Annotated in this window: 26 protein-coding genes; 15 read left to right on the plus strand and 11 right to left on the minus strand. The window is 61.3% G+C overall.

Annotation, left to right across the window (positions count from 1 at the left end):
- Positions 1 to 33: 33 nt before the first annotated feature.
- Genes ahbB (PMI36_RS04900) through PMI36_RS04865 form a run of 8 tightly spaced genes read right to left on the minus strand, consistent with a single transcriptional unit; the run spans position 34 to position 5,480 of the window.
- Positions 34 to 549, minus strand: coding sequence for a siroheme decarboxylase subunit beta (ahbB, locus tag PMI36_RS04900; RefSeq protein ID WP_008075022.1), 516 nt, complete (start codon positions 547 to 549; stop codon positions 34 to 36).
- The gene (locus tag PMI36_RS04895) at positions 524 to 967 is read right to left on the minus strand and encodes an Lrp/AsnC family transcriptional regulator (RefSeq protein WP_008075024.1); all 444 of its coding nucleotides are present in this window, start codon (positions 965 to 967) and stop codon (positions 524 to 526) included. The genes ahbB (PMI36_RS04900) and PMI36_RS04895 overlap by 26 nt, the downstream gene beginning before the upstream one ends.
- Positions 960 to 1,475: a siroheme decarboxylase subunit beta gene (ahbB, locus tag PMI36_RS04890; RefSeq protein ID WP_008075026.1), complete on the minus strand. Its 516-nt coding sequence runs from the start codon at positions 1,473 to 1,475 to the stop codon at positions 960 to 962. Before ahbB (PMI36_RS04890) ends, PMI36_RS04895 begins: the two co-directional genes overlap by 8 nt.
- Positions 1,472 to 1,930, minus strand: coding sequence for an Lrp/AsnC family transcriptional regulator (locus tag PMI36_RS04885; RefSeq protein WP_008075028.1), 459 nt, complete (start codon positions 1,928 to 1,930; stop codon positions 1,472 to 1,474). Before PMI36_RS04885 ends, ahbB (PMI36_RS04890) begins: the two co-directional genes overlap by 4 nt.
- A gap of 1 nt (position 1,931) precedes the next feature.
- Entirely contained in the window at positions 1,932 to 3,110 is a 1,179-nt protein-coding gene (locus PMI36_RS04880; RefSeq protein ID WP_008075029.1) for a cytochrome D1 domain-containing protein, read from the minus strand.
- Entirely contained in the window at positions 3,107 to 3,433 is a 327-nt protein-coding gene (locus PMI36_RS04875) for a c-type cytochrome (RefSeq protein ID WP_008075032.1), read from the minus strand. Before PMI36_RS04875 ends, PMI36_RS04880 begins: the two co-directional genes overlap by 4 nt.
- Positions 3,434 to 3,449: 16 nt before the next feature.
- Entirely contained in the window at positions 3,450 to 3,764 is a 315-nt protein-coding gene (locus PMI36_RS04870) for a c-type cytochrome (RefSeq protein ID WP_008075034.1), read from the minus strand.
- A 24-nt stretch (positions 3,765 to 3,788) separates the two neighbouring features.
- Complete coding sequence (locus PMI36_RS04865) at positions 3,789 to 5,480, minus strand: nitrite reductase (protein ID WP_008075036.1); 1,692 nt, start codon at positions 5,478 to 5,480, stop codon at positions 3,789 to 3,791.
- Between the two features lie 199 nt (positions 5,481 to 5,679).
- Here PMI36_RS04865 and PMI36_RS04860 point away from each other — a divergent pair, with 199 nt between their 5' ends.
- From PMI36_RS04860 to PMI36_RS04835, 6 genes are all read left to right on the plus strand, one after another.
- Positions 5,680 to 6,471, plus strand: a complete 792-nt coding sequence (locus PMI36_RS04860; protein WP_008075037.1) for a CbbQ/NirQ/NorQ/GpvN family protein — start codon at positions 5,680 to 5,682, stop codon at positions 6,469 to 6,471.
- On the plus strand, positions 6,455 to 7,042 hold the full coding sequence (locus PMI36_RS04855; protein ID WP_032830621.1) for a cytochrome c oxidase subunit 3: 588 nt from the start codon (positions 6,455 to 6,457) through the stop codon (positions 7,040 to 7,042). Before PMI36_RS04860 ends, PMI36_RS04855 begins: the two co-directional genes overlap by 17 nt.
- 11 nt (positions 7,043 to 7,053) lie before the next feature.
- On the plus strand, positions 7,054 to 7,311 hold the full coding sequence (locus tag PMI36_RS04850; RefSeq protein WP_008075041.1) for a cytochrome C oxidase subunit IV family protein: 258 nt from the start codon (positions 7,054 to 7,056) through the stop codon (positions 7,309 to 7,311).
- A 247-nt stretch (positions 7,312 to 7,558) separates the two neighbouring features.
- Complete coding sequence (locus PMI36_RS04845; RefSeq protein ID WP_008075042.1) at positions 7,559 to 7,999, plus strand: c-type cytochrome; 441 nt, start codon at positions 7,559 to 7,561, stop codon at positions 7,997 to 7,999.
- Between the two features lie 3 nt (positions 8,000 to 8,002).
- The gene (locus PMI36_RS04840) at positions 8,003 to 9,430 is read left to right on the plus strand and encodes a cbb3-type cytochrome c oxidase subunit I (protein WP_008075044.1); all 1,428 of its coding nucleotides are present in this window, start codon (positions 8,003 to 8,005) and stop codon (positions 9,428 to 9,430) included.
- A 78-nt stretch (positions 9,431 to 9,508) separates the two neighbouring features.
- Positions 9,509 to 11,350, plus strand: a complete 1,842-nt coding sequence (locus PMI36_RS04835) for a nitric oxide reductase activation protein NorD (RefSeq protein ID WP_008075047.1) — start codon at positions 9,509 to 9,511, stop codon at positions 11,348 to 11,350.
- Positions 11,351 to 11,545: 195 nt separating this feature from the next.
- Here PMI36_RS04835 and PMI36_RS0129865 read toward each other — a convergent pair whose 3' ends face one another.
- Together PMI36_RS0129865 and PMI36_RS04830 are read right to left on the minus strand one after the other, a co-directional pair.
- The gene (locus PMI36_RS0129865) at positions 11,546 to 11,740 is read right to left on the minus strand and encodes a hypothetical protein (protein ID WP_032830623.1); all 195 of its coding nucleotides are present in this window, start codon (positions 11,738 to 11,740) and stop codon (positions 11,546 to 11,548) included.
- Complete coding sequence (locus tag PMI36_RS04830) at positions 11,737 to 12,420, minus strand: Crp/Fnr family transcriptional regulator (RefSeq protein WP_008075049.1); 684 nt, start codon at positions 12,418 to 12,420, stop codon at positions 11,737 to 11,739. Before PMI36_RS04830 ends, PMI36_RS0129865 begins: the two co-directional genes overlap by 4 nt.
- Positions 12,421 to 13,014: 594 nt before the next feature.
- Between PMI36_RS04830 and PMI36_RS04825 the strand changes: the two genes are divergently transcribed.
- Complete coding sequence (locus PMI36_RS04825; protein ID WP_008075053.1) at positions 13,015 to 14,205, plus strand: NnrS family protein; 1,191 nt, start codon at positions 13,015 to 13,017, stop codon at positions 14,203 to 14,205.
- A gap of 28 nt (positions 14,206 to 14,233) precedes the next feature.
- Positions 14,234 to 14,671 (plus strand): hypothetical protein, encoded by a 438-nt coding sequence (locus PMI36_RS04820; RefSeq protein WP_008075055.1) that lies wholly within the window; start codon positions 14,234 to 14,236, stop codon positions 14,669 to 14,671.
- Positions 14,672 to 14,746: 75 nt separating this feature from the next.
- Here the strand turns inward: PMI36_RS04820 and ytfE are convergent, their stop codons facing one another.
- Entirely contained in the window at positions 14,747 to 15,421 is a 675-nt protein-coding gene (ytfE, locus tag PMI36_RS04815) for an iron-sulfur cluster repair protein YtfE (RefSeq protein ID WP_008075057.1), read from the minus strand.
- Between the two features lie 155 nt (positions 15,422 to 15,576).
- Between ytfE and norR the strand changes: the two genes are divergently transcribed.
- From norR to ubiT, 7 genes are all read left to right on the plus strand, one after another.
- Entirely contained in the window at positions 15,577 to 17,106 is a 1,530-nt protein-coding gene (gene norR / locus PMI36_RS04810; protein WP_008075058.1) for a nitric oxide reductase transcriptional regulator NorR, read from the plus strand.
- 78 nt (positions 17,107 to 17,184) lie between these two features.
- On the plus strand, positions 17,185 to 17,832 hold the full coding sequence (gene pdxH / locus PMI36_RS04805; RefSeq protein WP_008075060.1) for a pyridoxamine 5'-phosphate oxidase: 648 nt from the start codon (positions 17,185 to 17,187) through the stop codon (positions 17,830 to 17,832).
- 245 nt (positions 17,833 to 18,077) lie between these two features.
- Entirely contained in the window at positions 18,078 to 18,632 is a 555-nt protein-coding gene (gene moaB, locus PMI36_RS04800) for a molybdenum cofactor biosynthesis protein B (RefSeq protein ID WP_008075064.1), read from the plus strand.
- Entirely contained in the window at positions 18,629 to 19,864 is a 1,236-nt protein-coding gene (locus tag PMI36_RS04795) for a molybdopterin molybdotransferase MoeA (protein WP_008075066.1), read from the plus strand. The genes moaB and PMI36_RS04795 overlap by 4 nt, the downstream gene beginning before the upstream one ends.
- Positions 19,865 to 20,078: 214 nt before the next feature.
- Positions 20,079 to 21,074, plus strand: a complete 996-nt coding sequence (gene ubiU, locus PMI36_RS04790; RefSeq protein WP_008075068.1) for a ubiquinone anaerobic biosynthesis protein UbiU — start codon at positions 20,079 to 20,081, stop codon at positions 21,072 to 21,074.
- A gap of 10 nt (positions 21,075 to 21,084) precedes the next feature.
- Positions 21,085 to 21,975 carry a U32 family peptidase gene (locus PMI36_RS04785; RefSeq protein ID WP_008075071.1) on the plus strand — a complete coding sequence of 297 codons (891 nt, stop codon included), beginning with the start codon at positions 21,085 to 21,087 and terminating at the stop codon, positions 21,973 to 21,975.
- Positions 21,969 to 22,439, plus strand: coding sequence for a ubiquinone anaerobic biosynthesis accessory factor UbiT (ubiT, locus tag PMI36_RS04780; protein WP_008075073.1), 471 nt, complete (start codon positions 21,969 to 21,971; stop codon positions 22,437 to 22,439). The genes PMI36_RS04785 and ubiT overlap by 7 nt, the downstream gene beginning before the upstream one ends.
- Positions 22,440 to 22,590: the final 151 nt, after the last annotated feature.

A 22,590-nucleotide genomic window follows, 5' to 3' on the forward strand; every position in this document is an offset into this window, starting at 1 on the left:
TGCTGCGCAGCCGAACGCAGGCTTCGCCAGCTGCTACACGGTATGCGTCGAACTGGCCGGCACTACGCGCAAACCGGTTTTCTTCAGGATGCGGCTGCTCACCAGCATCTCGTCGGCGGCGCAGGCGTCGCCCAGCAAGTAGCGCAGGTGTTCGCGGTAGCTGTCGATTTCCTCGCGGCTGCGACCGTGGACCATGGCGAACAGGTTGTAGCGCCACGCGGTTCGTCGCGGGCGCCGATAGCAGTGGCTGACAAAAGGCTGCGCCCCGATCAGCGCGCCAAGTCGCGGCATGTCCGTGTCGCGCACATCCCAGACTGTCATGCCGTTGTAGCGATAACCCAGGCGATAGTGGTTGGGGACGGCGGCGATGCGCCGGATGGCGCCCTCGGCCTGCAAGCGCTTGAGCAAATCCAGGGTGGATTCGATGCTCAGCTCCAGCTGTTCGGCGAGCCAGGCCCACGGGTCGTCCAGCAGCGGCAGGCCGGCCTGGGTCAGCTCGATCAGATGCCGAGCCAGGGTGGCTTCAGACCGGGAAGTACAGACCGACATGGTACGTCTCCTCTTTGGGCAAGTTGAGCAGCGGCAGGCCGGTCAGGGTTTCGATGTGCTGCAGGGTCTCGGCGATACCTTGTTCGGTCGGGCAACCGAGCACGAACCACATGTTCCAGGCGTGTTCGCGTCGGTAGTTGTGCGCCACTTCAGGCAGGGCCTGCAGTTGCTCGGCGACGTCTTCGAAACGCTCCTCCGGCACCGCCAATGCGGCAAGGGTGAAGGCGCCGCCGAGGCGTTCGATGTCGAACATCGGGCCGAAGCGCGTGAGCATGCCGTCTTCCAGCAGTTCATGAAGTCGGTCGAGCAGTTCGGTACTGCTGCTCTCCAGTTCGGCGGCCAGTGCCTGCCACGGGTGGCGCACCAGCGGCAGGCCCAGTTGCAGGCGGTTGATCAGCCGACGGTCGAGGTCATCCATGGGTGGGGGCTCCGGTTGGTGAGGGGGTAAAGCGTCCGCCGCACTGTTTGAATGCGTGAGTGCTGAACAGCAGTTGGTGGGGCAGGTCGCTCAGCAGGTGTTTTTCCAACAACGCCTGGATCTGCGATTCGACCCGCTCACGTTGGCGCCCATGAACCATGCAAAAGAGGTTGTAGCGCCACTGCGGCAGGCGCCGCGGCCGTTGGTAGCAGAGGGTTATGCCGTGCGCCCGGCCCAGGCGTTGGCCGACTTCGTCGATCAGCGCGTCCGGAACATCCAGTACCAGCATGGCGTTGGCGGTAAAACCCAGCGCGCGATGGTTGAGCACCAGGCCGACCCGGCGAAACAGCCCTTGCTCGAGCCACTGATGCATTTGCGCGAGCACCTGGTTTTCGTCGGCGTCTATCCGTTCGGCGAGGGCCAGGTAGGGGCGCGATACCAGCGGCAATCCGCCTTCCAGATGCCGACGCAGCGCCAGTGCCTGTTTGGGATTCAACCCCGGCTTCATGAGCTTTCTCCCAGGGCAAAACCGAGGTCGATGCGGTAAGCGGTCAACATCGGCAAATCCAGCGGCATGAGGCCGGTGTCTTTCTCAAGTTGTTCGAGAACGCGTTCGATGTGTCGGCGATCAGGGCCGGTCAGCACAAACCACAGGTTGTAGAAATGTTCCCGCGCGTAGTTATGGTTGACCTCGGGATACTGGCTGACGTGCTCGGCGACCTGTTGCAAGCGTTCGGCGGGCACGGCGAGGGCGGCGAGGGTGCTGGCCCCGGCGCGACTGTGTTCGAACACCGGGCCGATCCGTGAGAGGGTGCCGGCCTGATCCATTTCTTCCAGGCAAGCCATCACCTGGGCTACGCGACAACCGAGAATCCGCGCCATCTCCTTGTAAGGCTCCGCGCACAGCGGCATGCCGTGCTGGAAGCGGTCGATCAGTTGGCGGCTGAGCAGGTCGAGATTCATTTCAATAGCCCATTTTTTGCGCGCGACTGCTGAAGAAGATGCCGCTCGGCGCGGTGGCGGGAAGGGTGTTCAGCTGCTTCAGGCTGTACGGGTCCCAGACCTGAACCTGATCGCCATCGCGTAACGACAGCCACAACTGATCGCCGCGGGCGGTAAATTCCATGTGCAGCACCGCCGGCCCTGGCCGCAGATCGGCGACCACGGCATGGGTTTCGCTGTCGATGACCTGTACTCGATCGTTGTCCGGGTAGGCGAAATTGACCCACAGCTGCCGACCGTCCGGCCGCGACGTGACGAACACCGGTTGGCCAGCCACCGGGATGGCAGCGGTCTGCTTCCACGTGCGCGAATCCATCACCAGCACCTGGTGACGGCCGACGGCGGGCACGAAGGCCTGGTGATCGGCGACGGCCCAGCCCTCCAGATGCGGCATTTTGTAGACGGGCAATTTCGCCTGGCCGCGTCCGTAATCACCGAGCACTCGCTGCACCCCGCGCTCCGGATGCCAAAGGTCGAGTTGCGCCATGCCGTCTTCGCCGAACAGTCCCGCCATGTAATAGCGACCATCCGGGGTCACCAACGCGTCGTAGGGTTGCTGGCCGATGTCGGTGAAACGGCTGATTTGCGGTGTGTTGCCCTGACTGAAATCGGCGGTCCAGATCTCGCCGGTATCGAACAGGCTGAACACAAAACGTTGCCCCGGCGCGTCGACCAGGCCGACCACCCGTGAGCGCTTGCTGCCATCGGCCAGGGGCGTGGCCGGAATATCGGCTACCAATTGCAGGGTTTCGGCATCGAATACCTTGACCCCGCCGGGCACGTAGTTGGACACGGCGATGAGTTTGCCGTCCTGACTGATCGCACCGCCGATGCTGTTGCCGCCCTGTATCACCCGTTGATCGATGCGTTGGGTCAGCAGGTCGATCTTGCTCAGCCCGCCGTCGCGGCCGAACACATAGGCATAACGCTGGTCGCGGGAAAACACCACCGAGGCATGGGACAGATCGCCCAAACCCTCGAGTCGGACCAGTGCCGTGCGGGTGTCGCTTTCGATGATTTGCACGCTGCCGGTGGCGCGCTCCACCACCACGCCCAGATCGCCGGTGCCGCGCAAGGGTGACTGAGAGCAGGCGGACAACAACAGCCCGGTCGCCGCTAAAAGCAGGGTTGAACGGATCATGGTGCGGGATATCCCTGGAGAAGAAGATCGACCAGCCAACGGATGTCATCCGGGCTGAGCAGCGGGGCCCAACCGGGCATCGCGGTGCCGGGCCGGCCTTGGCTGACGGTGGCTATCAGGCTGTCCCTGGACTTGCCCGCCAGCGTTGCGCGGGTCAGGTCGGGACCCAGTCCGCCGGTCATGTGCAGTCCGTGGCAGGCGCCGCAGTCCTGGGCCAGCAGGTGTTCGAGTTGTGCCTGACGCTTGGCGTCGGGCGCGGCAACCGTGGTTGCGCAAATGAGGAGGAGGGCCGCCAGAATCGCAGCGTGTCGATAAACCTTCATGACGCCCTCCAGTTGGCTATTTGAGACTCAGGACCCAGGTTGCAAGTGTCTTCGCTTCTTCATCCGTCACCGGGTTGGCCGGCATTGGCATCGGGCCCCAGTTGCCTTGCGTGCCGTTCTTGATGTGGCTGGCCAGGGTGTCCACGGCCCCGGCCACGCCCGCGTTCTTGGCCGCGACATCCTTGAGCGCCGGGCCGACCAGCTTGGTGTCGATGGAATGGCAGGCGGCGCAGGGTTTGCTCTTGAACAGCTCCTGGCCGTCTTGGGCCAGGGCCGGTTGCACACTCAGCGCAGCGGTCAGGGCGAACAGTGAAAACAGAGTATTTTTCATGAGGATTCCTTTCATTGATGGAGCTCAATAGATGTCGTGTTGGGTGTTGTAGACGTTGAATTTTCCGGTGGGCGTGATCAGTCGTTTGTCCTTTATGACTGATTTGAGCTTCAGCGTTTTGTCGTCGATCACTACCAGCGCCGATTCCTCTGACTGACCGCTCCACACGGAGAACCAGACTTCATCGCCGGCCTTGTTGTATTCCGGCTGTACCACCCGCATCGCGCCTTGCTTGATGCCGGCGTACTCGGCGATGGGCAGCACGGTGTAGCCGGCGTTGAGTTTGTCGATGTTGAACACCGCCACCGACTGGCTCAGCTTGGCGTCGGGGTTGAGGGTGGTGTCGACATACAGGTGACGGGAATCAGGGTGGGTTTTGATAAACAGCGATCCGCCGCCCTGGCCCTTGAGTGAGGCGACCTGTTTCCAGGCGAATTGCGGGTGTTTGACCGGGTCGGTACCGATCAGGGAAATGCCGTCATCACCGAGGTGGCTGGTGGCCCAGACTGGCCCATAAGTCGGATGGTTGAAGTTGGCGCCGCGCCCCGGGTGAGGGGTTTTTCCGACCTCCACCAAAGCTGCCAACTTGCGATCTTTGGAGTCGATCACGGCGACTTTGTTGGAGTTGTTGGCGGCGGTCATGAAGTAGCGGTGCGTGCTGTCCCAACCGCCGTCATGCAGGAAGGGCGAAGCATCGATGTAGGTGATGGTGAGGTTTTTGATGTCCTGGTAATTGACCAGCATGACCTTGCCGGTTTCCTTGACGTTAACGATGAACTCCGGCCATTCATGGGAGGCGATGATCGCCGCGACCCGGGGTTCAGGGTGATATTCCTGCTTGTCGACGGTCATGCCACGGGTCGAGACGATCTGTTTGGGCTCCAGGGTTTCGCCATCCATGATGGTGAATTGCGGCGGCCAATAGGAGCCGGCGATCGTGTATTTGTCTTCGTAGCCCTTGAACTTGGAGGTCTCCACCGAGCGCGCCTCGATGCCCACTTTGACTTCGGCGACCTTGGTCGGCTCCACCGGCCACAGGTCGATCATGTCGATCCGCGCGTCTCGACCAATCACCAGCAGGTAGCGACCCGAGGCAGAAATCCGCGAGATGTGTACCGCGTAACCGGTCTCGATCAGCTTGACGATTTTCTTGCTGTCACCGTCGATCAAGGCAATCTTGCCGTCATCGCGCAACGTCACCGAAAACAGGTTCGGCAGGTTGAGTTTGCTCAATTGCTTCTTCGGACGATCCTCAGGCTTGACCAGCACTTTCCAGGTTTTCAGCGTCTCGGCCATGCCCCATTCAGGCGGCGTCGGCGGCGCGTGCTGAATGAACTTGGCCATTGACGTGATCTGATCCTTGGTCAGCGCATTGGACGTCCCCCAGTTCGGCATGCCCGCCGGTGAACCGTAGGTAATCAACGCCTCCAGAAACGGTTGCCCGCGGGACTGGGTGATGTCCGGTGTCAGTGGCTTGCCGGTGGCACCTTTGCGCAGAACGCCGTGACAGCCGGCGCAACGCTGGAAGTAAATTTCCTTGGAAGAGTCGAACTCGGCCTGACTCATGTCGGGCGCTCCGGCGGATTTGACCATCGGCGGGCTGGCCGCAGCGGCAGCGGGCTCGTTGGCCCGGGCCGCATGAGTCACCGCAAGGGCCAGCGCCGAACACAATGTGGCGACAGTCAGAGCAAACGTTTTTCTATTGCTGATCAGCATTCCATTTCTCCTCAGGCAAGACCTTTGCGATGTGCTGAAACGGCAGCGCAGAACGCAGGTTCTTAGTGCCGTGCAAGGCTATGCCCGAGCAGGCCAATGCTCGCTTGACCGCGATCAAGTTTGCCGGCCATGTCACTTGCCAGGTTGTCGCAGGGGCCCGTAGCGTGTGGCTTGAATCCGCTTTTGGAACAGACAGCCCATGGACCGAATCCAGTCTTGCGAACCCTTCTATCAACCGCTCAATAATGAGGAGGCGCTGTTCGAGCAAGCCTGGCGACACGGCATGCCGGTGCTGATCAAAGGCCCGACCGGATGCGGCAAGACCCGCTTTGTCCAGCACATGGCCCATCGGCTGAAACTGCCGCTGTACACCGTGGCTTGCCATGACGATCTGAGCGCCGCCGACCTGATCGGCCGTCATTTGATCGGTGCCCAAGGCACCTGGTGGCAGGACGGGCCATTGACCCGCGCGGTACGTGAAGGCGGCATTTGTTATCTGGACGAAGTGGTCGAGGCGCGCCAGGACACGGTGGTGGTGTTGCATCCGCTGGCCGATGATCGTCGCGAGTTGTTCCTGGAGCGCACCGGCGAAGTACTGCAGGCGCCGCCGTCATTCATGCTGGTGGTGTCGTACAACCCCGGCTACCAGAACCTGCTCAAAGGCATGAAACCCAGCACCCGACAACGCTTCGTGGCGATGCGTTTCGGCTATCCGCCGGTGGCCGATGAAGAGCGCATTGTCGCCCGGGAAGCGCAGGTGGACAGCGCGCTGGCGGCGCAAGTGGTGCGGCTGGGGCAGGCGCTGCGCCGGCTCGATCAGCATGATCTGGAAGAGGTCGCCTCGACGCGACTGCTGATTTTTACGGCGCGAATGATCCGCGCCGGCATGAGCCCGCGTGAAGCGTGCATGGCCTGCCTGGCCGAGCCGCTGAGCGATGATCCGCTGACGGTTGCGGCGCTGATGGACGTGGTTGATGTCCACTTCGGCTGAGGCCAGACGCGTTGCGCCGGGGCACTTGCCAGGCGATCTGGCGATGTGGTTTTTCATTCTGGCCGAGCTGTCGGTGTTCGCCATCCTGATTCTGGCGTTCGCCGTGACCCAGGCGCTCAAGCCGCAGATGTTCGGTGAAAGCCGTCTGTTGCTGAACACGTCTACCGGTTTAGCGATGACCCTGAGCTTGCTCACCGCCGGCCTGTTCGCCGCATTGGCTCAGGAGCAAGTCAAGCGCTCCCGGTCTCGCCACGGCGCTGTCTATTTGCTGGCAGCCTTGCTCGCGGCCAGTGTCTACGTGGTGTTGAAACTTACCGAATACCGACACTTGCTGGCCTCGGGGCTGGGCATGGAGCACAACACGTTTTTCACCCTCTACTGGATCCTCACCGGTTTTCATTTTCTCCATGTACTGCTCGGCATGGTCATTCTCGGATGGCTGGCCGAGCGTTGCCGTCGTGGCCGGTACAACGCCGCCAACCGCAGCGGGCTTGAATCGGGGGTGCTGTATTGGCACATGGTCGATCTGATCTGGGTCGTGCTGTTTCCGCTGGTCTACGTTCTGAATTGACGGAGGTTCTGATGTCGGCTTCCAGGTTTTTGCTGGTCTGCTGGGCAGCGCTGGCCACGTTAAGCGTGTGCACGGTGGTGCTGGCACAGATGGATGCGACGTGGCGGCTGTCGGTGGCCATTTTGCTGGTGGCGGTTGGCAAGGCCTGGTTGATTGCCGATGGCTTTATGGAAATGCGCCATGCCCCGCGATTGTGGCGCCGGTTGATGGTGAGCTGGGGGGTGGTGTTGGCAGCTGTTGTAGGGCTGACGCTGGTGTTGTTCCGCTGAAGGAATACAGCCCGTAAAACAGCGCGATTCCAATGTGGGAGCGGGCTTGCTCGCGAAGGGGCCGGCACATTCAACATCCTTGTTGACTGACACGCCGCCTTCGCGAGCAAGCCCGCTCCCACATTCGATCTCTGTCAGCCATACGATCTATACCCGACCAAAACCATCTGCCTTTCTTGATCGCCATCAAGCAGGTTTCAACCCTTCGCTTTCTATCATGGGCACGCCAAGCAAAGAGGAAGCGACCATGTCAGAGACCTTCACCAAAGGCATGGCCAGGAATATCTACTTCGGGGGAAGCATCTTCTTCTTCCTGATATTCCTGGCCTTGACCTATCACACGGAACAGACCTTTCCAGAGCGCAGCAATGAAGCGCAGTTAACTGAATCAGTGATCCGCGGCAAGACGGTCTGGGAGCAAAACAACTGCATCGGCTGCCACACGCTGCTGGGCGAGGGCGCCTACTTTGCGCCTGAGCTGGGCAACGTGTTCCAGCGGCGCGGCGGGGAAGCGGGCTTCAAACCCTTTCTACATGCCTGGATGAAAATGCAGCCGTTGGGTGTACCGGGCCGGCGCGCGATGCCGCAGTTCAAGTTGAGCGAGCAAGAGGTGGATGACATCGCCGAGTTCCTCAAATGGAGCTCGAACATCAACACCAATAACTGGCCGCCAAACAAGGAGGGCTAAGAGATGAGCATTGCTAATCCGCATCTGAAATTCGCCTCGCAAGCCGTGGCCAAACCGTACTTCGTGTTCGCCCTGATGCTGTTTCTCGGTCAGGTGCTGTTCGGTTTGATCATGGGTGTGCAGTACGTGGTGGGCGACTTTCTGTTCCCGATCATTCCCTTCAACGTGGCGCGAATGGTGCACACCAACCTGCTGATCGTCTGGCTGCTGTTCGGCTTCATGGGTGCTGCCTACTACCTGATTCCGGAAGAGGCCGACCGCGAACTGCACAGTCCGAAGTTGGCGATCATCCTGTTCTGGGTATTCGCCGCCGCGGGCGTGCTGACGATCCTCGGCTATCTGCTGGTGCCTTATGCCGGCCTGGCCAAACTGACCCACAACGAGTTGCTGCCAACCATGGGCCGGGAGTTCCTGGAGCAGCCGACCATCACCAAGATGGGCATTGTGGTGGTGTGTCTGGGCTTTCTCTACAACATCGGCATGACCCTGCTCAAAGGTCGCAAGACCACCGTCAGCATGGTGATGATGACCGGGCTGATCGGCCTGGCGGTGTTCTTCCTGTTCTCCTTCTACAACCCCGGTAACCTGGCCCGCGACAAGTTCTACTGGTGGTGGGTGGTGCATCTTTGGGTGGAAGGTGTGTGGGAACTGATCATGGGTTCGATGCTCGCTTTTGTCCTGATCAAAATCACCGGTGTCGACCGGGAAGTCGTGGAAAAATGGCTGTACGTGATCATCGCCATGGCGCTGATTACCGGGATCATCGGCACCGGTCACCACTTCTTCTGGATCGGTGCGCCTGAGGTCTGGTTGTGGGTCGGCTCGATCTTCTCGGCACTCGAACCGCTGCCGTTCCTGGCCATGGTGATCTTCGCCTTCAGCATGGTGAAGAACCGTCGCCGGCAACACCCGAACCGCGCCGCCACACTGTGGGCCAAGGGCACTACGGTCACCGCGTTCTTCGGTGCGGGCGTCTGGGGTTTTCTGCACACCCTGGCACCGGTCAACTTCTACACCCACGGTTCGCAACTGACCGCGGCTCACGGTCACCTGGCCTTCTACGGTGCTTACGCGATGATCGTGATGACCTTGATCAGCTACGCCATGCCGCGTTTGCGCGGGCTGGGTGAAGCGGCTGACGAGCGTTCGCAGACCTTGGAGATCTGGGGCTTCTGGTTGATGACCCTGTCGATGGTGATGATCACGCTGTTCCTGACCGCTGCCGGTGTCGTCCAGGTTTACCTGCAACGCTGGCAGGCCGACGGGATTGCGTTGCCATTCATGGCCACGGTCGAACATCTGCAGGTGCTGTTCTGGGCGCGTCTGGGCGCCGGTCTCGGCTTCTTCGCAGGCTTGCTCTGTTACCTGCTCAGCTTCAAGCAACGGAGCCGCGCCGCCTTGCGCGCCCCGGCTGCGGTTGTACCTTCATGAGCGAGTGCAACAGCTAGAAAAGGTCGGCCCGGCTGATACAGCGGGCCGTTTTTTTGGTTTCCAGCAAGGGCAAGCATCATGGCGTTTACCGTCGAACTGGAAGAGTGGGTAGGCAGTGTCTGGCATCGTTTCATCACCCGGCGTGCCAGCCCTGACTTCCCTGAAGCACGGGTTGAACTGGCCAGTCAGCAACGCCCGCTGGCGCTGTTGTTTCGTGCCATGGGCGGTGCCAATGGCATCGGTGTGGAAGCGGCCAGCGACCGCGATCTGCTGCTGCGGCGCAACGTGTTGCAGCAGATCGCCGGCACCTGCAAACAAGTGCCGTTGGCATGGTGTGACGCAAGTAATTTGCGGCTGCCATCGAGCCTGGCGGTGTTCCCTGAAGTCGCCCTGAACGAGGAACTCTATCGCTGGCTCGCGTTGCTGGCGGCACAGGCCGGGCAGATGCGGCACTGGGGGCGGGACAATCAACGCTGGACGCAACAGTTGTTGCGGCGCTATCCCGCGCTGCGTGCTCGTTACAAACGACTGGTCGATGCCCATCTGCAATTGCGCCCCGATCCGGCCTCGTTGAACGCCAGCGAAGCGGCACTGGAACGGGCGCTATGCCAGGCGCTGCGCGAACCCGGCAGTGTCGAGCATTTCCCCCGCAGCGAACGGGCCGCCTGGCCGCTGCCGCTGTGGTTGTACCCACCACAAAACCTCGCCAGCCCGCAGGCTGCGGATCTGGGCGATGAATCCGAAGAGTCTTTGACCACGCCGCCCGGCGAACAGAAAAGCGGGCGTAAACGCGCGACGCGGATCGATGAAAACACCCGCGATGGCGGGCTGTTGGTGGTGCGTCTGGAGAACCTGTTCAGCTGGACCGAACACGTGGACCTGGATCGCTGGTCGGACGACAGCGAAGACCCGGACGCCGCCCGAGTTGCCGACGACCTGGATGAATTGACCCTGTCGCGCACCCGTCTGCGCAAGGGCGGCGGTCTCAAGCTGCACCTGGATTTGCCACCGGCCGATGTCGACGATATTCCCCTGGGCGAGGGCATCAAGCTGCCGGAGTGGGACTACCGCAAACAACAAATGCAGGACAGCTTTGTCAATCTGCAAATGATGGTGCCCCGCGACTGTGAGGCGCAGCCATTACCGCCACGGCTGAAGGCCTCGGCGCACCGTCTGCGCCGCCAGTTCGAGCACCTGCGCAACGACCGGCAATGGTTACGCCAGCAACCTCAAGGGTCTGAACTGGACATGCAGGCCTGGCTGGATTTTCACGTCGAGCGCGAGCATGGCCAGTGTGCCGAACGCGGTCTGTTCATGGAGCAACGGCAGACCCGCCGCGACCTGGCGTGCCTGTTGCTGGCCGATGTGTCGATGTCCACCGATGCCCACCTGAACGATGAGCATCGAGTGATTGATGTGATCCGCGACAGCTTGCTGCTTTTCGGCGAAACCTTGTCGGTGCTGGGTGATGATTTCGCCCTGTACGGGTTTTCCTCGCTGCGCCGTCAGCAAGTGCGCATGCAGGAACTCAAGGCGTTCACCCAGCGTTATGACGACACCACCCGAGGTCGCATTCAAGGGCTCAAGCCGGGGTATTACACGCGCATGGGCGCCGCCATTCGCCAGGCCACGCAACTATTGGGCACCAGCAAGCGGCGCAGCAAGCTGTTGCTGCTGCTCACGGATGGCAAACCGAATGATCTGGATCTATACGAGGGACGCTACGGCGTTGAAGACACCCGCGAGGCGGTGCTGGAGGCGCGGCGTCAGGGGCTGACGCCGTTCTGTATCACGATCGATCGCGAGGCCGGGGATTACCTGCCATACATGTTCGGCGCCAATGGCTACACCTTGATCCGTCAGCCTGAGCAGTTACCGCTGCGCTTGCCGCAGTTATATCGTCAGTTGACTCAACCGTAATGTCCTTGACCACCTGCGTCCTTGTAGCAGCTGGCGCAGCCTGCGTTCGGCTGCGAAGCAGTCGTAAAACCATTCACTGCGGTGTTTCAGTAGTACCGTGGGCTCAGGATTACGACTGCTTCGCAGCCGAACGCAGCCTTCGGCAGCTGCTACAGGGACGCAGGCTGCGCCAGCTACAGGGGATATGTGCGGTCTTCAGCTGCGTGGCAGCCAGAAAAACATCGTCACGCAGAAGATCGTCAGGCCAACGCAGAACCACATGAATCGGCGCTGCCGACGTTCTCCGGCGTGTTCAGCCAGTGCCGGCAGGGGCATGCCGCAGTGGCGGCACTCGACTTCTTGTGGTGGGTTGGCATTTTGGCAATACAGGCAGACGGGCATGGCGCTCACTCGAACTGTTCCAGGCGCAGACGATCAAGAATGGCGATCTGACGGCCGTCCTGAGTGATGATGTTTTCATCGATCAAGCGGCGAATGATCCGCGAAAAGGTTTCCGGCTGGATCGACAGATGCCCGGCAATCAGTTGCTTGGCCATCGGCAGCTCGAATTGGCTGTCAACGGTTTGCTGGCGCACCAGTTGCGTCAGCAAATAACGCACGACCCGGTGGGTGGCGTTTTTCAGTGACAGGGTTTCGATTTCGTTGACCCGTTGATGCAAGCGAACGCAGAGCTTGCCCAGCAGCGCAAAGGTCAGCCGACTGTTGCTCTGCAGCAGGCGCATGTAGGTGCTGTTGGATAACCGGTAGAGCTGGGTGGGGCAGATCGCTTCGGCCGAGGCCACATAGTTCGGGGTGTCCATCAGCATCATCGCCTCGGCGAAAGTTTGCCGATCGCTGATGACCTCGAACACTTTCTCCTGCCCATCGGGTGTCAGCCGGTAGATTTTCACCGCGCCGGCAATGATGAAATAGAACGAATCGGCCGGCTCACCTTGACGGAACAACGGCTCGCCCTTGTCGATGCTCAGCAAGTGGCTGGTACTCATCAGTTCATCCAGCTGTTCTTCGTTCAACGGCTCGAACAAGTGATGACTGCGCAGAATCTGGTGATGGACGCGATGAAGCACCATGAGAATTCATCCTGAAGACAGAGAAGGGGGGATCAGGTCAGACGAGACCTAGAGAAACGCCGCTGGCCAAGGCCAGGATTGAGGTCAACACAACAAACCAGGCCAGTGGCTGGATGACTTTTTTCATGACGACTCCGGGTAATCGAGAGGGATCCAGGATTTCTAAAAGGTTGCCCATGCAGAGCAAGACGCGGGCCAGGCGTGGAGGGCCTTGTTTATTGGCGTTCTCAAGCATGAGGGTAAAAAAGACTATGCTGTATAGGGTTTAAATAACCCTGAAATGGTCATTTTTACCCTGATCGGGAGCACCTTGTGGCGAGGGAGCTTGCTCCCGCTGGAGTGCGAAGCACTCCCAACACCGGCCATCGCAATTCTTCAGATACAACGCATCAGCCGGTTTACGGCTGCTGCGCACCCGAGCGGGAGCAAGCTCCCTCGCCACAAAGGGCGCGCGCTCGGCATCGGGGGCACGCCACTTGCACACTTGATCTGCGACAAAGGCAATGGATCGGTAATACCCGATGATTGTCCCTGGATTTACCTCGGCGCGTGCGGGTTGGCGCCAGGTCAGCAAACAGGTAGAGGAGTGGCTTTATGCAAGTGCTTGACCGCCGTAAAGCGATGGCCATCGCGCCGCTGTTACGGCTGGCCTTTCGGCCGTTTTTCCTCGCTGGCTGCCTGTTGGCGGTGCTGGCCATTCCGCTGTGGCTGGCGGCTTTTAGTGGTTCGATGTCCGACTGGCAGCCGGCAGGCGGTTGGCTGGGCTGGCATCGGCATGAATTGCTGTTCGGGTTCGGCTTGGCGATTATCGCGGGCTTTTTGCTGACGGCCGTGCAGACCTGGACCGGTCGCCCCGGCCTCAGCGGCAAGCCGTTGGCCGCTCTGGCGTTGCTGTGGTTATTGGCGCGAGTGGCCTGGCTGGCCAACGTGTCGTGGCCGTTGCTCGCGGTGCTGGAAATGGCGTTCCCGTTGGCGCTGGTGGTGCTCATGGGCTTCACCCTGTGGAAGGTGCGGCAGAAACGTAATTACCCGATTGTGGTGGTTCTGCTGTTGTTGGCCGTGGCCGACGGGTTGTCTTTGTACGGCCTGGTCGAGGGGCATGAAGGCTGGCAGCGCCAGGGTGTGCTGACCGGCATCTGGCTGGTGGCGGCGATGATGGGGTTGATTGGCGGGCGGGTGATTCCGTTCTTCACCCAGCGTGGACTTGGTCGGGTGGAAGGCGTTGCAGCCTGGCCCTGGCTGGATCGATTGCTGTTGGTGGGCTCGCCGCTGGTGGCGTTGTTATATGCCGCAGGACCTGCGCTCAATCCCAATGTCTGGGTGGGCCTGCTGTTCGCGGTGCTGGCGGCGGGGCATCTGGTGCGACTGGTGCGTTGGCATGACCGGGCACTCTGGCACGTACCGTTGCTGTGGTCGCTGCACCTGGCTTATGGCTGGTTGGCGGTGGCTTGTCTCGGGATGGCGCTGTGGCATTTCGGCGCGCCGATTAACCCGAGTCTGGCGGTGCATTGCCTGACGATCGGGGCCATGGGCGGCCTGGTGTTGGCGATGATCGCGCGGGTCAGCCTTGGGCATACCGGCCGTGCGCTGGAGCCGCCGTCGGGGATGACCCTGGCGTTCATCTTGCTCAATCTGGCGTGCCTGAGCCGGGTCGTGTTGATCGAGTTCTTTCCCTTGCCGGCATTGTGGTTGGCTGGTCTGTGCTGGGCGCTGGCGTTTGCGCTGTATGCCTGGCGCTATGGGCCGATGCTGCTGCGGGCCCGGGTGGACGGTCATCCGGGATGAGCACGCGTACTGACAGAGGCTGGCGCTGATGTATCCCTTTTTGCTGGTCACGCATTTGCTGGCAGCGATTGCCTTCATCGGCACGCTGTTTTTCGAGGTGGTCATCTGGCATCGCGCGCGCCAGCAGTTGGCGGACGTATCGCAAGTGACGGCGGATCAGGCGATTGCCGTGCGTTCGCGCAAGGTGCTGCATGGCGTGGTGTTGCTGTTGTATGGCGCCGGCATCGGCCTGGCGTGGCAGTACCGGGGCGCATTGGGTCAGCCGCTGGCCAGCAGTTTTGGCCTGTTGCTGAGCCTCAAGATCCTACTGGCCCTGAGCATCATCGGCCATTACTTGCTACTGGCCTATTGGCTGACCCATGCGTGCCTGACCACGACTCGCGCCAGCTGGATTCGCCGCAGTATTCTCGGGCACATGGTGTTGATCGTGATCCTGGCCAAGGCGATGTTCTATTGGCACGGTTGATCACAAGCAGTCCCGGATAAACAAAACCCGCGTCAACCGATGGGCTGACGCGGGTTGGGTGTGACTGGCGATCGATCAATGACGAGGGTTCAGGGCATTGATGAACAGCACGTTGTTTTCCAGATGGATGTGTTGCATCAGGTCGTCTTTGAATTCCAGCAGCCCGCGATAGAGGGCGCGCCAGGTGTTACAGGCATCGGCAGGCGGGATGATGTGATTGGTCAGGGCGAGCATTTTCTCCAGTGCTTCACCATGTTGATCATGTTCGAAGCGCAGCACCTGGATCGGCGGAGCCGCTTGAGCACCGATGCCCTGTTGCAGCATCGGAAACAGCACCTGTTCTTCCTTGAGCATGTGGCCTTCGAGCTCTTGCTGCATGTCGGTCAGGAGATCGGCCAGGCCGTTGGGGCAGCTGCTGCGCGCGCCATGGACCTGCTCGACGCGACGAGCCAGGCGGATAAGTTCCGGCAGTTGCTCGCGGTGGCGGGCGTGGTAGCGCGCCAGAAGGTGGGCGATCAACAGTTCTAAAGGTTCGTTGCGCCAGTCGTGCTGGGTTTCGCCGGCGTCTTGCAGAATGTTCAGGGCGTCGGCAATGAGGACCGGATCGAGGTTTTTGCCAAGGGCCGCTTCACGCAAGCTTTTATGCCCGCCGCAACAGAAGTCCAGTTTGAAGGTATGGAAGATCCGGGTGGCACCGGGAATGTCGCAGGCCAGTTGGCCGAGGCTTTGTTCCAATAGGGTCTGGCTCATCAGGGTTCCTTGTTTGGGTTTCAACGGTTCCCCAGGCTCATTGCATCCGGCATGCCATGTTTAAATGATTGAAAAACATGGATTTATTTTTAGTTGTGGTGATAGACACCCTGACGCTTCAGGGTGAATCCAACCTATAGAGGGTGATTACTACCATGCTGCGAGAAAGCCTGGCAGCCGACCTGATCGTCGAGTTGCCCAATGCCGTGCGGTTGCAACGATTGGTCCAGACCCTGCGCGAATACTTCAACAGTGGCGCCGTGGGCTTGTTGCGTCTGGATGACGACAGCCTCAGGCCGGTGGCGACGGTGGGGCTGGTTCATGAAGCGCTGGGGCGCCGGTTCGTCATCGCCCAGCATCCCCGGTTGGCGGCAATCATGGCGTCGCGCGAGCCGACCTGGTTCGAACCCGACAGTCGCCTGCCAGACCCCTATGACGGCTTGCTCGACAACCACGTCGGCGAACCGCTGCCGGTGCATGACTGCATGGGCGTGAGCCTGTATGTCGAGGGGCGGATCTGGGGCGCGATCACCCTCGATGCGCTGCACGCCGGGACCTTCGACAGCCGCGCGCGGGAAGAGCTCAAACGCTGCACCTTGCAGATCGAAGCCGCCGTGCGGGTCACCCGGCTCGAGCAGGAAAACCGCAGCTTGCGCCTGTCCCGCAGCGATCCCCAGGATTTGCGAATGCCCGTCGAGGAGGGCGAGATCCTCGGGCAGAGTGAGGTGTTGCATCAGTTGCTCAATGAGCTGGATGTACTGGCCGACTCCGATCTGCCGGTGTTGCTGTTGGGTGAGACCGGCGTCGGCAAAGAGCTGTTCGCCCGGCGTTTGCATCGTCTTTCAAGGCGCCACCACAAACCACTGATACACGTTAACTGCGCCGCTTTGCCGGAGTCGTTGGCAGAGAGTGAGTTGTTCGGGCATGTCAAAGGCGCCTTTTCCGGCGCCACCAGTGACCGTGCCGGACGCTTCGATGCCGCCAACGGAGGCACACTGTTTCTCGATGAAGTCGGGGAGTTGCCCTTGAGCGTGCAAGCGAAGTTATTGCGCACCCTGCAGAACGGCGAGATCCAGCGCCTAGGTGCCGACAAGCCGCTGCACGTCGATGTGCGCATCATCGCCGCCACCAACCGGCACCTGCCGGACAGCATCCGCGACGGCTTTTTTCGCGCCGATCTGTATCACCGGCTCTCGGTGTACCCGGTGCCGATTCCGCCCCTGCGCGAGCGCGGTAACGATGTGTTGATGCTGGCCGGGCATTTCCTTGAACTCAATCGGGCGCGGCTTGGCCTGCGTGGTTTGCGCCTGTCGCCGGCGGCCGAACGCGTGCTGCTGCTTTATACCTGGCCGGGCAATGTGCGTGAACTGGAACACGTGATCAGTCGGGCCGCGTTGAAGCAGCTCAGTCGCGGTACGAGTCGCGCATTGATCATGACGCTGGAGCCTGAGATTCTCGATCTCGACAGCGCAATGGCGGCATCGGGGGCGGTGGTCGAGCCATCCCCGGACGTTACGGCTGATTTGCCGTTCCAGCCCTTGGGCGAAGCCGTCGACGATTACCAGCGCAAGAAAATCCTCCAGGCCCTGAGCCTGTCCGGGGAAAACTGGGCCAGCGCCGCGCGAATCCTCGAAGTCGACCCCAGCAACCTGCACAAACTGGCACGGCGTCTGCGTCTCAAGTAGGCGACAGTGTTGATGGCGGTCAAGGTGGCTTTGCGCAGTGCCTCGCACACTGCGTAAAACCTTCCGGAGATCACCGTCATGCCGCTTTCCCTGGCTCAGATGCGCCGTAACTACACCCTTAATGGCCTGCAAGATGAGGCTGCGCTGGCCGATCCGCTGGCGATGTTCCGGCAATGGCTGCAACAGGCCCGCGACACCGAGTGCGCACCTGTCGAGGCCAATAGCATGGTGCTGGCGACGGTCGACCCTGAAGGACGGCCGCACTGTCGGGTTCTGTTGCTCAAGGGCTTGAGCGATGAAGGTTTTACTTTTTTCGGTAATTACCAGAGTGACAAAGGTCAGCAACTGGCCGCCAATCCCTATGCCGCGATGACGTTTTTCTGGCCGGGACTGGAGCGTCAGGTGCGAATCGAAGGGCAGGTGTCCAGACTCGACCCAGCATTGTCGGATGCGTACTTCGATTCCCGTTCCATGGCCAGTCGCTTGGGGGCCTGGGCTTCACCGCAAAGCCGTCCGCTGGCCAGTCGTGCAGCGCTGGAATCCATGCTGGCGGAAACCATCAAACACTTCGTTGGCCAGACCGTCTCGCGCCCCGAGCATTGGGGCGGCTACTGCCTGCACCCTGAACGTCTGGAGTTCTGGCAGGGGCGGGCCGACCGCTTGCATGATCGTGTCGACTATCGTTTGCGCGATGGTGCATGGCAAAGAAATCGCTTGGCGCCTTGAGCCCCATTGCGCAGGACCTGTAGCGATGGATGACAGTGTGGGAGCGGGCTTGCTCGCGAATGCGGTGTATCAGTCGACATTAATGTTTTTGACACACCGCATTCGCGAGCAAGCCCGCTCCCACAGGTTTTGTGCCGGCACATTCTTTCTATGTCCCTGACGAGGTACCTCCTTGGAGGAATAGGCTCGCTCGCTATTCCGGTTCAGGCTTCGGGCCATACCCTCATCTACGGGAAGACCTGGATATGGCCCATCTGGCGCAACGCACGTTTGAACCCCTGAACATCGCCGTGCTGACCATCAGCGATACGCGCACCTTTGACACCGACACTTCTGGGCAGACCCTGACGGATTTGCTGCAAACAGCCGGGCATGTGTTGATCGATCGCGATCTGGTCAAGGACGACATTTATCAGATCCGCGCCACCGTTTCCCGGTGGATCGCCGACCCCACGGTGCAAGTGGTGTTGATGACCGGCGGCACCGGTTTCACCGCTCGCGACAACACACCGCAAGCAGTCTTGCCATTGCTGGACAAGCATGTGGAAGGCTTCGGCGAACTGTTCCGCCAGGTGTCTCTGGAGGAAATCGGCATGTCCAGCCTGCAGTCCCGGGCACTGGCCGGCATGAGTAACGGCGTACTGGTGTGCTGCGTTCCAGGCTCGCCGGGTGCCTGCCGGACGGCCTGGAACAAGATCCTGCTCGAACAACTGGACAGTCGCACCGGCCCGTGCAATTTCGCCCCTCATTTGAAACCGCAAGCTCAACGGGTCATCGACGCCTGCGGGACACGCTCATGACCGGCCGGGTGTGCGACCTCGGCAACCTGATGCCGGTGGACGAGGCCATCAGCCGTCTGCTGGACCAGGCACCGCCGCCGCCCCTGGCGCAAATGGTGCGTCTGGATCAAGCCATGGGGCGGGTGCTGGCGGCGGACATTCGTTCCCCGGTGAACCTGCCGGCCTGGGACAACAGTGCCATGGACGGTTATGCCCTCAGGGCGGCTGACCTGCCCCAGGCGGGTGGCTGTTTATCGATTGGCGGGCGCATTGCGGCGGGGGATCAAGCATGCACGCCCTTGCTCGCGCAGCAAGCGGTGCAGATCTTTACCGGCGCGCCATTACCACCGGGTGCCGATACCGTCGTGCCGCAAGAGCGCTGTCGGGTCGAGGGCGAGCGCGTCTGGTTCCCGCCTGTATCCGTTGGCGACCATGTGCGCAAGGAGGGGGAGGAAGTTCGCCGTGGGGATCTGTTGCTCAAGGCCGGCAAACGCCTGCGCGCACAAGAGCTGGGGTTGTTGGCCGGCGCCGGGATTGCGCGGGTCGAGGTCTATCGGCCGTTGCAGGTGTGCCTGCTCAGCAGCGGCAATGAACTGCGTGAGCCGGGCGACCCGTTGGCGCCGGGGCAGATTTACAACAGCAACCGGTATTGCCTCGCCGCGTTGTTGCGCGGCTGGGGCGTCGAGGTGCACGACTATGGCGTCATGGTCGATGAGTTGGCGGCCAGCCGGCATGCCTTGAGCCTGGCGTCTTCGGAATGTGACTTGCTGTTGAGTTCCGGTGGCGTGTCGGTGGGCGAGGAAGATCACCTCAAACAGGCGATCGAGGAACTGGGCAACGTCGATTTCTGGCGGCTGGCCATTCAGCCGGGCAAGCCACTGGCCTTTGGTGAAGTGGCCGGTAAACCCTGGATCGGCATGCCGGGAAATCCTTCGGCGGCGCTGATTACCGCGTTGGTGGTGGTGCGTCCGTTCCTGCTCAGGGCCCAAGGCGTGACTGACGTACTGCCGGTGCCGTTGGCCGTGCCAGCCGGGTTCGACTGGTTGCAGCGTAACAAGCGTCGGCAGTACCTGCGGGCCAGATTGACGCCCGGCGCCGACGGTCAGTTGAGCGTGGAACTGCACCCTCAGCAAAGCTCGGCCATGTTGACCGCCGCGTGCTGGGCCGATGGGCTGGCGGTGATCGAGTGCGAGCAGCAAGTGCTCAAGCACGACAACGTGATGTTCCTGTCCTTCGCCGACCTGATGCATTGATGGCAATTGATTGCCGTCAAGGCCGTGCCTGCCGGTCTCGCTAGACTGTGTGGCGAGGGAGCTTGCTCCCGCTGGGTCGCGAAGCGGCCCTGTTGTTTAGGCCTGCTGCGCAGTCCAGCGACGGAACGCCGCCCGGAGCAAGCTCGCTCGCCACAAGCGCATTCCAACCATGACTGATTAGGCCCCGGACTGCGTTTTTTCATGAGGATTACCCATGCAACTGGTCTGCCCGGCAGGGAATCTGCCTGCGCTTAAAGCGGCGGTGCGCCAAGGCGCCGATGCCGTCTATGTCGGCTTTCGCGATGACACCAACGCCCGGCATTTCGCGGGGCTGAACATGGACGACAAGCAGTTCGACGCCGCGGTCGCCCACATCCGCCAGCATCAACGCAAACTCTACGTCGCGGTCAACACGTACCCGCAGCCCAAGGGCTGGGAGCGCTGGCAGCGAGCGGTGGATCGTGCCGCCGATTTCGGCGTCGATGCACTGATCGCCGCCGACCCCGGAGTGCTCAACTACGCCAGTCAGCGTCACCCGACACTGGCGTTGCACCTGTCGGTCCAGGGCTCGGCGACCCATGCCGCCGCGCTGGAGTTTTATGCGCAGCGCTACGGCATTCGCCGCGCGGTGCTGCCGCGGGTGTTGTCGTTGGCGCAAGTACGCCAGGTCGCTGCCAGCAGTCCGGTGCCCATCGAAGTCTTTGGCTTCGGCAGCTTATGCATCATGGCCGAGGGGCGTTGCCATCTGTCTTCCTACATCACCGGCGAGTCGCCGAACCTGTGCGGTGTCTGCTCGCCAGCCAAGGCCGTGCGCTGGAGCGAGGATGCCGAAGGCTTGAGCGCACGCCTCAGCGAAGTGCTGATCGATCGCTACACCCCTGACGAACCGGCCGGTTACCCGACCTTGTGCAAGGGCCGATTCCTGGTCGGCGGCAAACGCTTTCATGCGCTGGAGGAGCCCACCAGCCTCGACACCCTGGACTTGCTGCCGGAACTGACGGCCATCGGCGTCGAAGCCGTGAAGATCGAGGGCCGCCAACGCAGCCCGGCCTATGTCGAACAAGTCACCCGTGTCTGGCGCGCAGCACTGGACGCCCATCGCGGCGCGCCGGGCAGCTTTCGGGTCAAGGAGGAATGGCGTCAGGTGCTGGCCGGTTTGTCCGAAGGCAGCCAGACCACCTTGGGTGCTTATCATCGATCATGGCAATGAGGGATTCGACATGAAACTCAGCCTGGGACCGGTCCTGTTTTATTGGGACAAGGAACAACTCAGCCACTTTTACGCCGAGATGTCGGCCTTGCCCCTGGATGTGATTTACCTGGGGGAAACCGTGTGCTCGAAACGTCGGGCCTTTTCGCTGGATCAATGGCTGGGGTTGGGCCGTGAGTTGCAGGAATGCAGTCAGGCGCAGTTGGTGCTTTCCAGCCTGACGCTGATCGAAGCGGCGTCCGAACTCTCCAGCCTGCGCCGGTTGTGCGACAACGGCCAATTGCTGGTGGAAGCCAACGACATGGGCGCGGTGCAGTTTTTGGCCGAACGCAAGTTGCCGTTCGTGGGCGGCCCGGCCCTCAATCTGTACAACGGTCACTCCTTGGCGCAATTACTCGACAGCGGCATGACCCGCTGGGTGCCGCCCGTGGAATGTTCGGCGGCGCTGATTGGTGATGTGATCGGGCAGGTGCGCGAACTGGGCCGTGCAGTGCCGGAAGTTGAGATCTTCGCCTATGGGCATTTGCCATTGGCCTATTCCGCCCGCTGCTTTACGGCCCGGGCGGAAAACCGGCCCAAGGACGACTGCCAGTTTTGTTGCATCAACTACCCCGATGGCTTGACGCTGACCAGTCAGGAAGGGCAGGCGCTGTTCACCATCAACGGTATTCAAACGATGTCGGCCGAGGTGACCAATCTGCTGGCCGATTACTCCGGGCTGGTGGCCTGCGGTGCCGATCTGTTGCGCTTGAGTCCTCGTGCTGAAGGCATGACCGAGGTGATCGCGGCCTATCAGCGGGTTCGTCTGGGTGAGACTCCGCCGTTGTTCGTCGAAGGGTGCAATGGTTACTGGCATGGCCAGGCCGGCATGCTGCGCGTAGAGGAGGTCGGCCTGTGTTGAATCGAAAAAAGTGGCTGCTGAAAGGTGCCGACCGGGTGTTGCCGCTGGTGCGCCGGGTGCCTTTTGCCGTGCAGCGCCTGGCGTTGCAACAAGCGCTGAATCGCTGCCTCGCCGGGCCGGTGCGTGATGGTGAGTTCGAGGTGTTGCGCGGGCGTTGGTTGTGCCTGCGGATTCCGGATCTGGGGTTGTCCTGGTATCTGACGCTCAGCGGTAAAGGGTTGCGGATTGCCGAGCACGCCGTGGCGCATGTGACGATCAGTGGCAACTGGCGGGAGTTTTTACTGCTGGCGAGTCGTCAGGAGGATCCGGATACGCTGTTCTTTCGCCGGCGTTTGGTGATTGAGGGTGATACGGAGTTGGGGCTGGCGTTGAAGAACCTGATCGACAGTCTTGATCCTGATGTGTTGCCTGTTTGGGTGTGGCGCAATCTGGAGCGGGCGGGGAAGGGGTTGGCGGCGGGGTAATCGACGTCGTTCAATTGTGGGAGCTGGCTCGCGGCTCCCGTACATATCCATTTCTGCGGTAACGGCTTCTATTGGTTTCGCTTTTACAGCGAGTCACTTTCGAAAAGCGCGAAAGTAACCAAAGCGCTTTTGCCCCTTTCGTTCGGTGCCT

Origin of the sequence: Pseudomonas sp. GM79, from assembly GCF_000282495.1 — a bacterium.
Lineage (GTDB): Bacteria > Pseudomonadota > Gammaproteobacteria > Pseudomonadales > Pseudomonadaceae > Aquipseudomonas.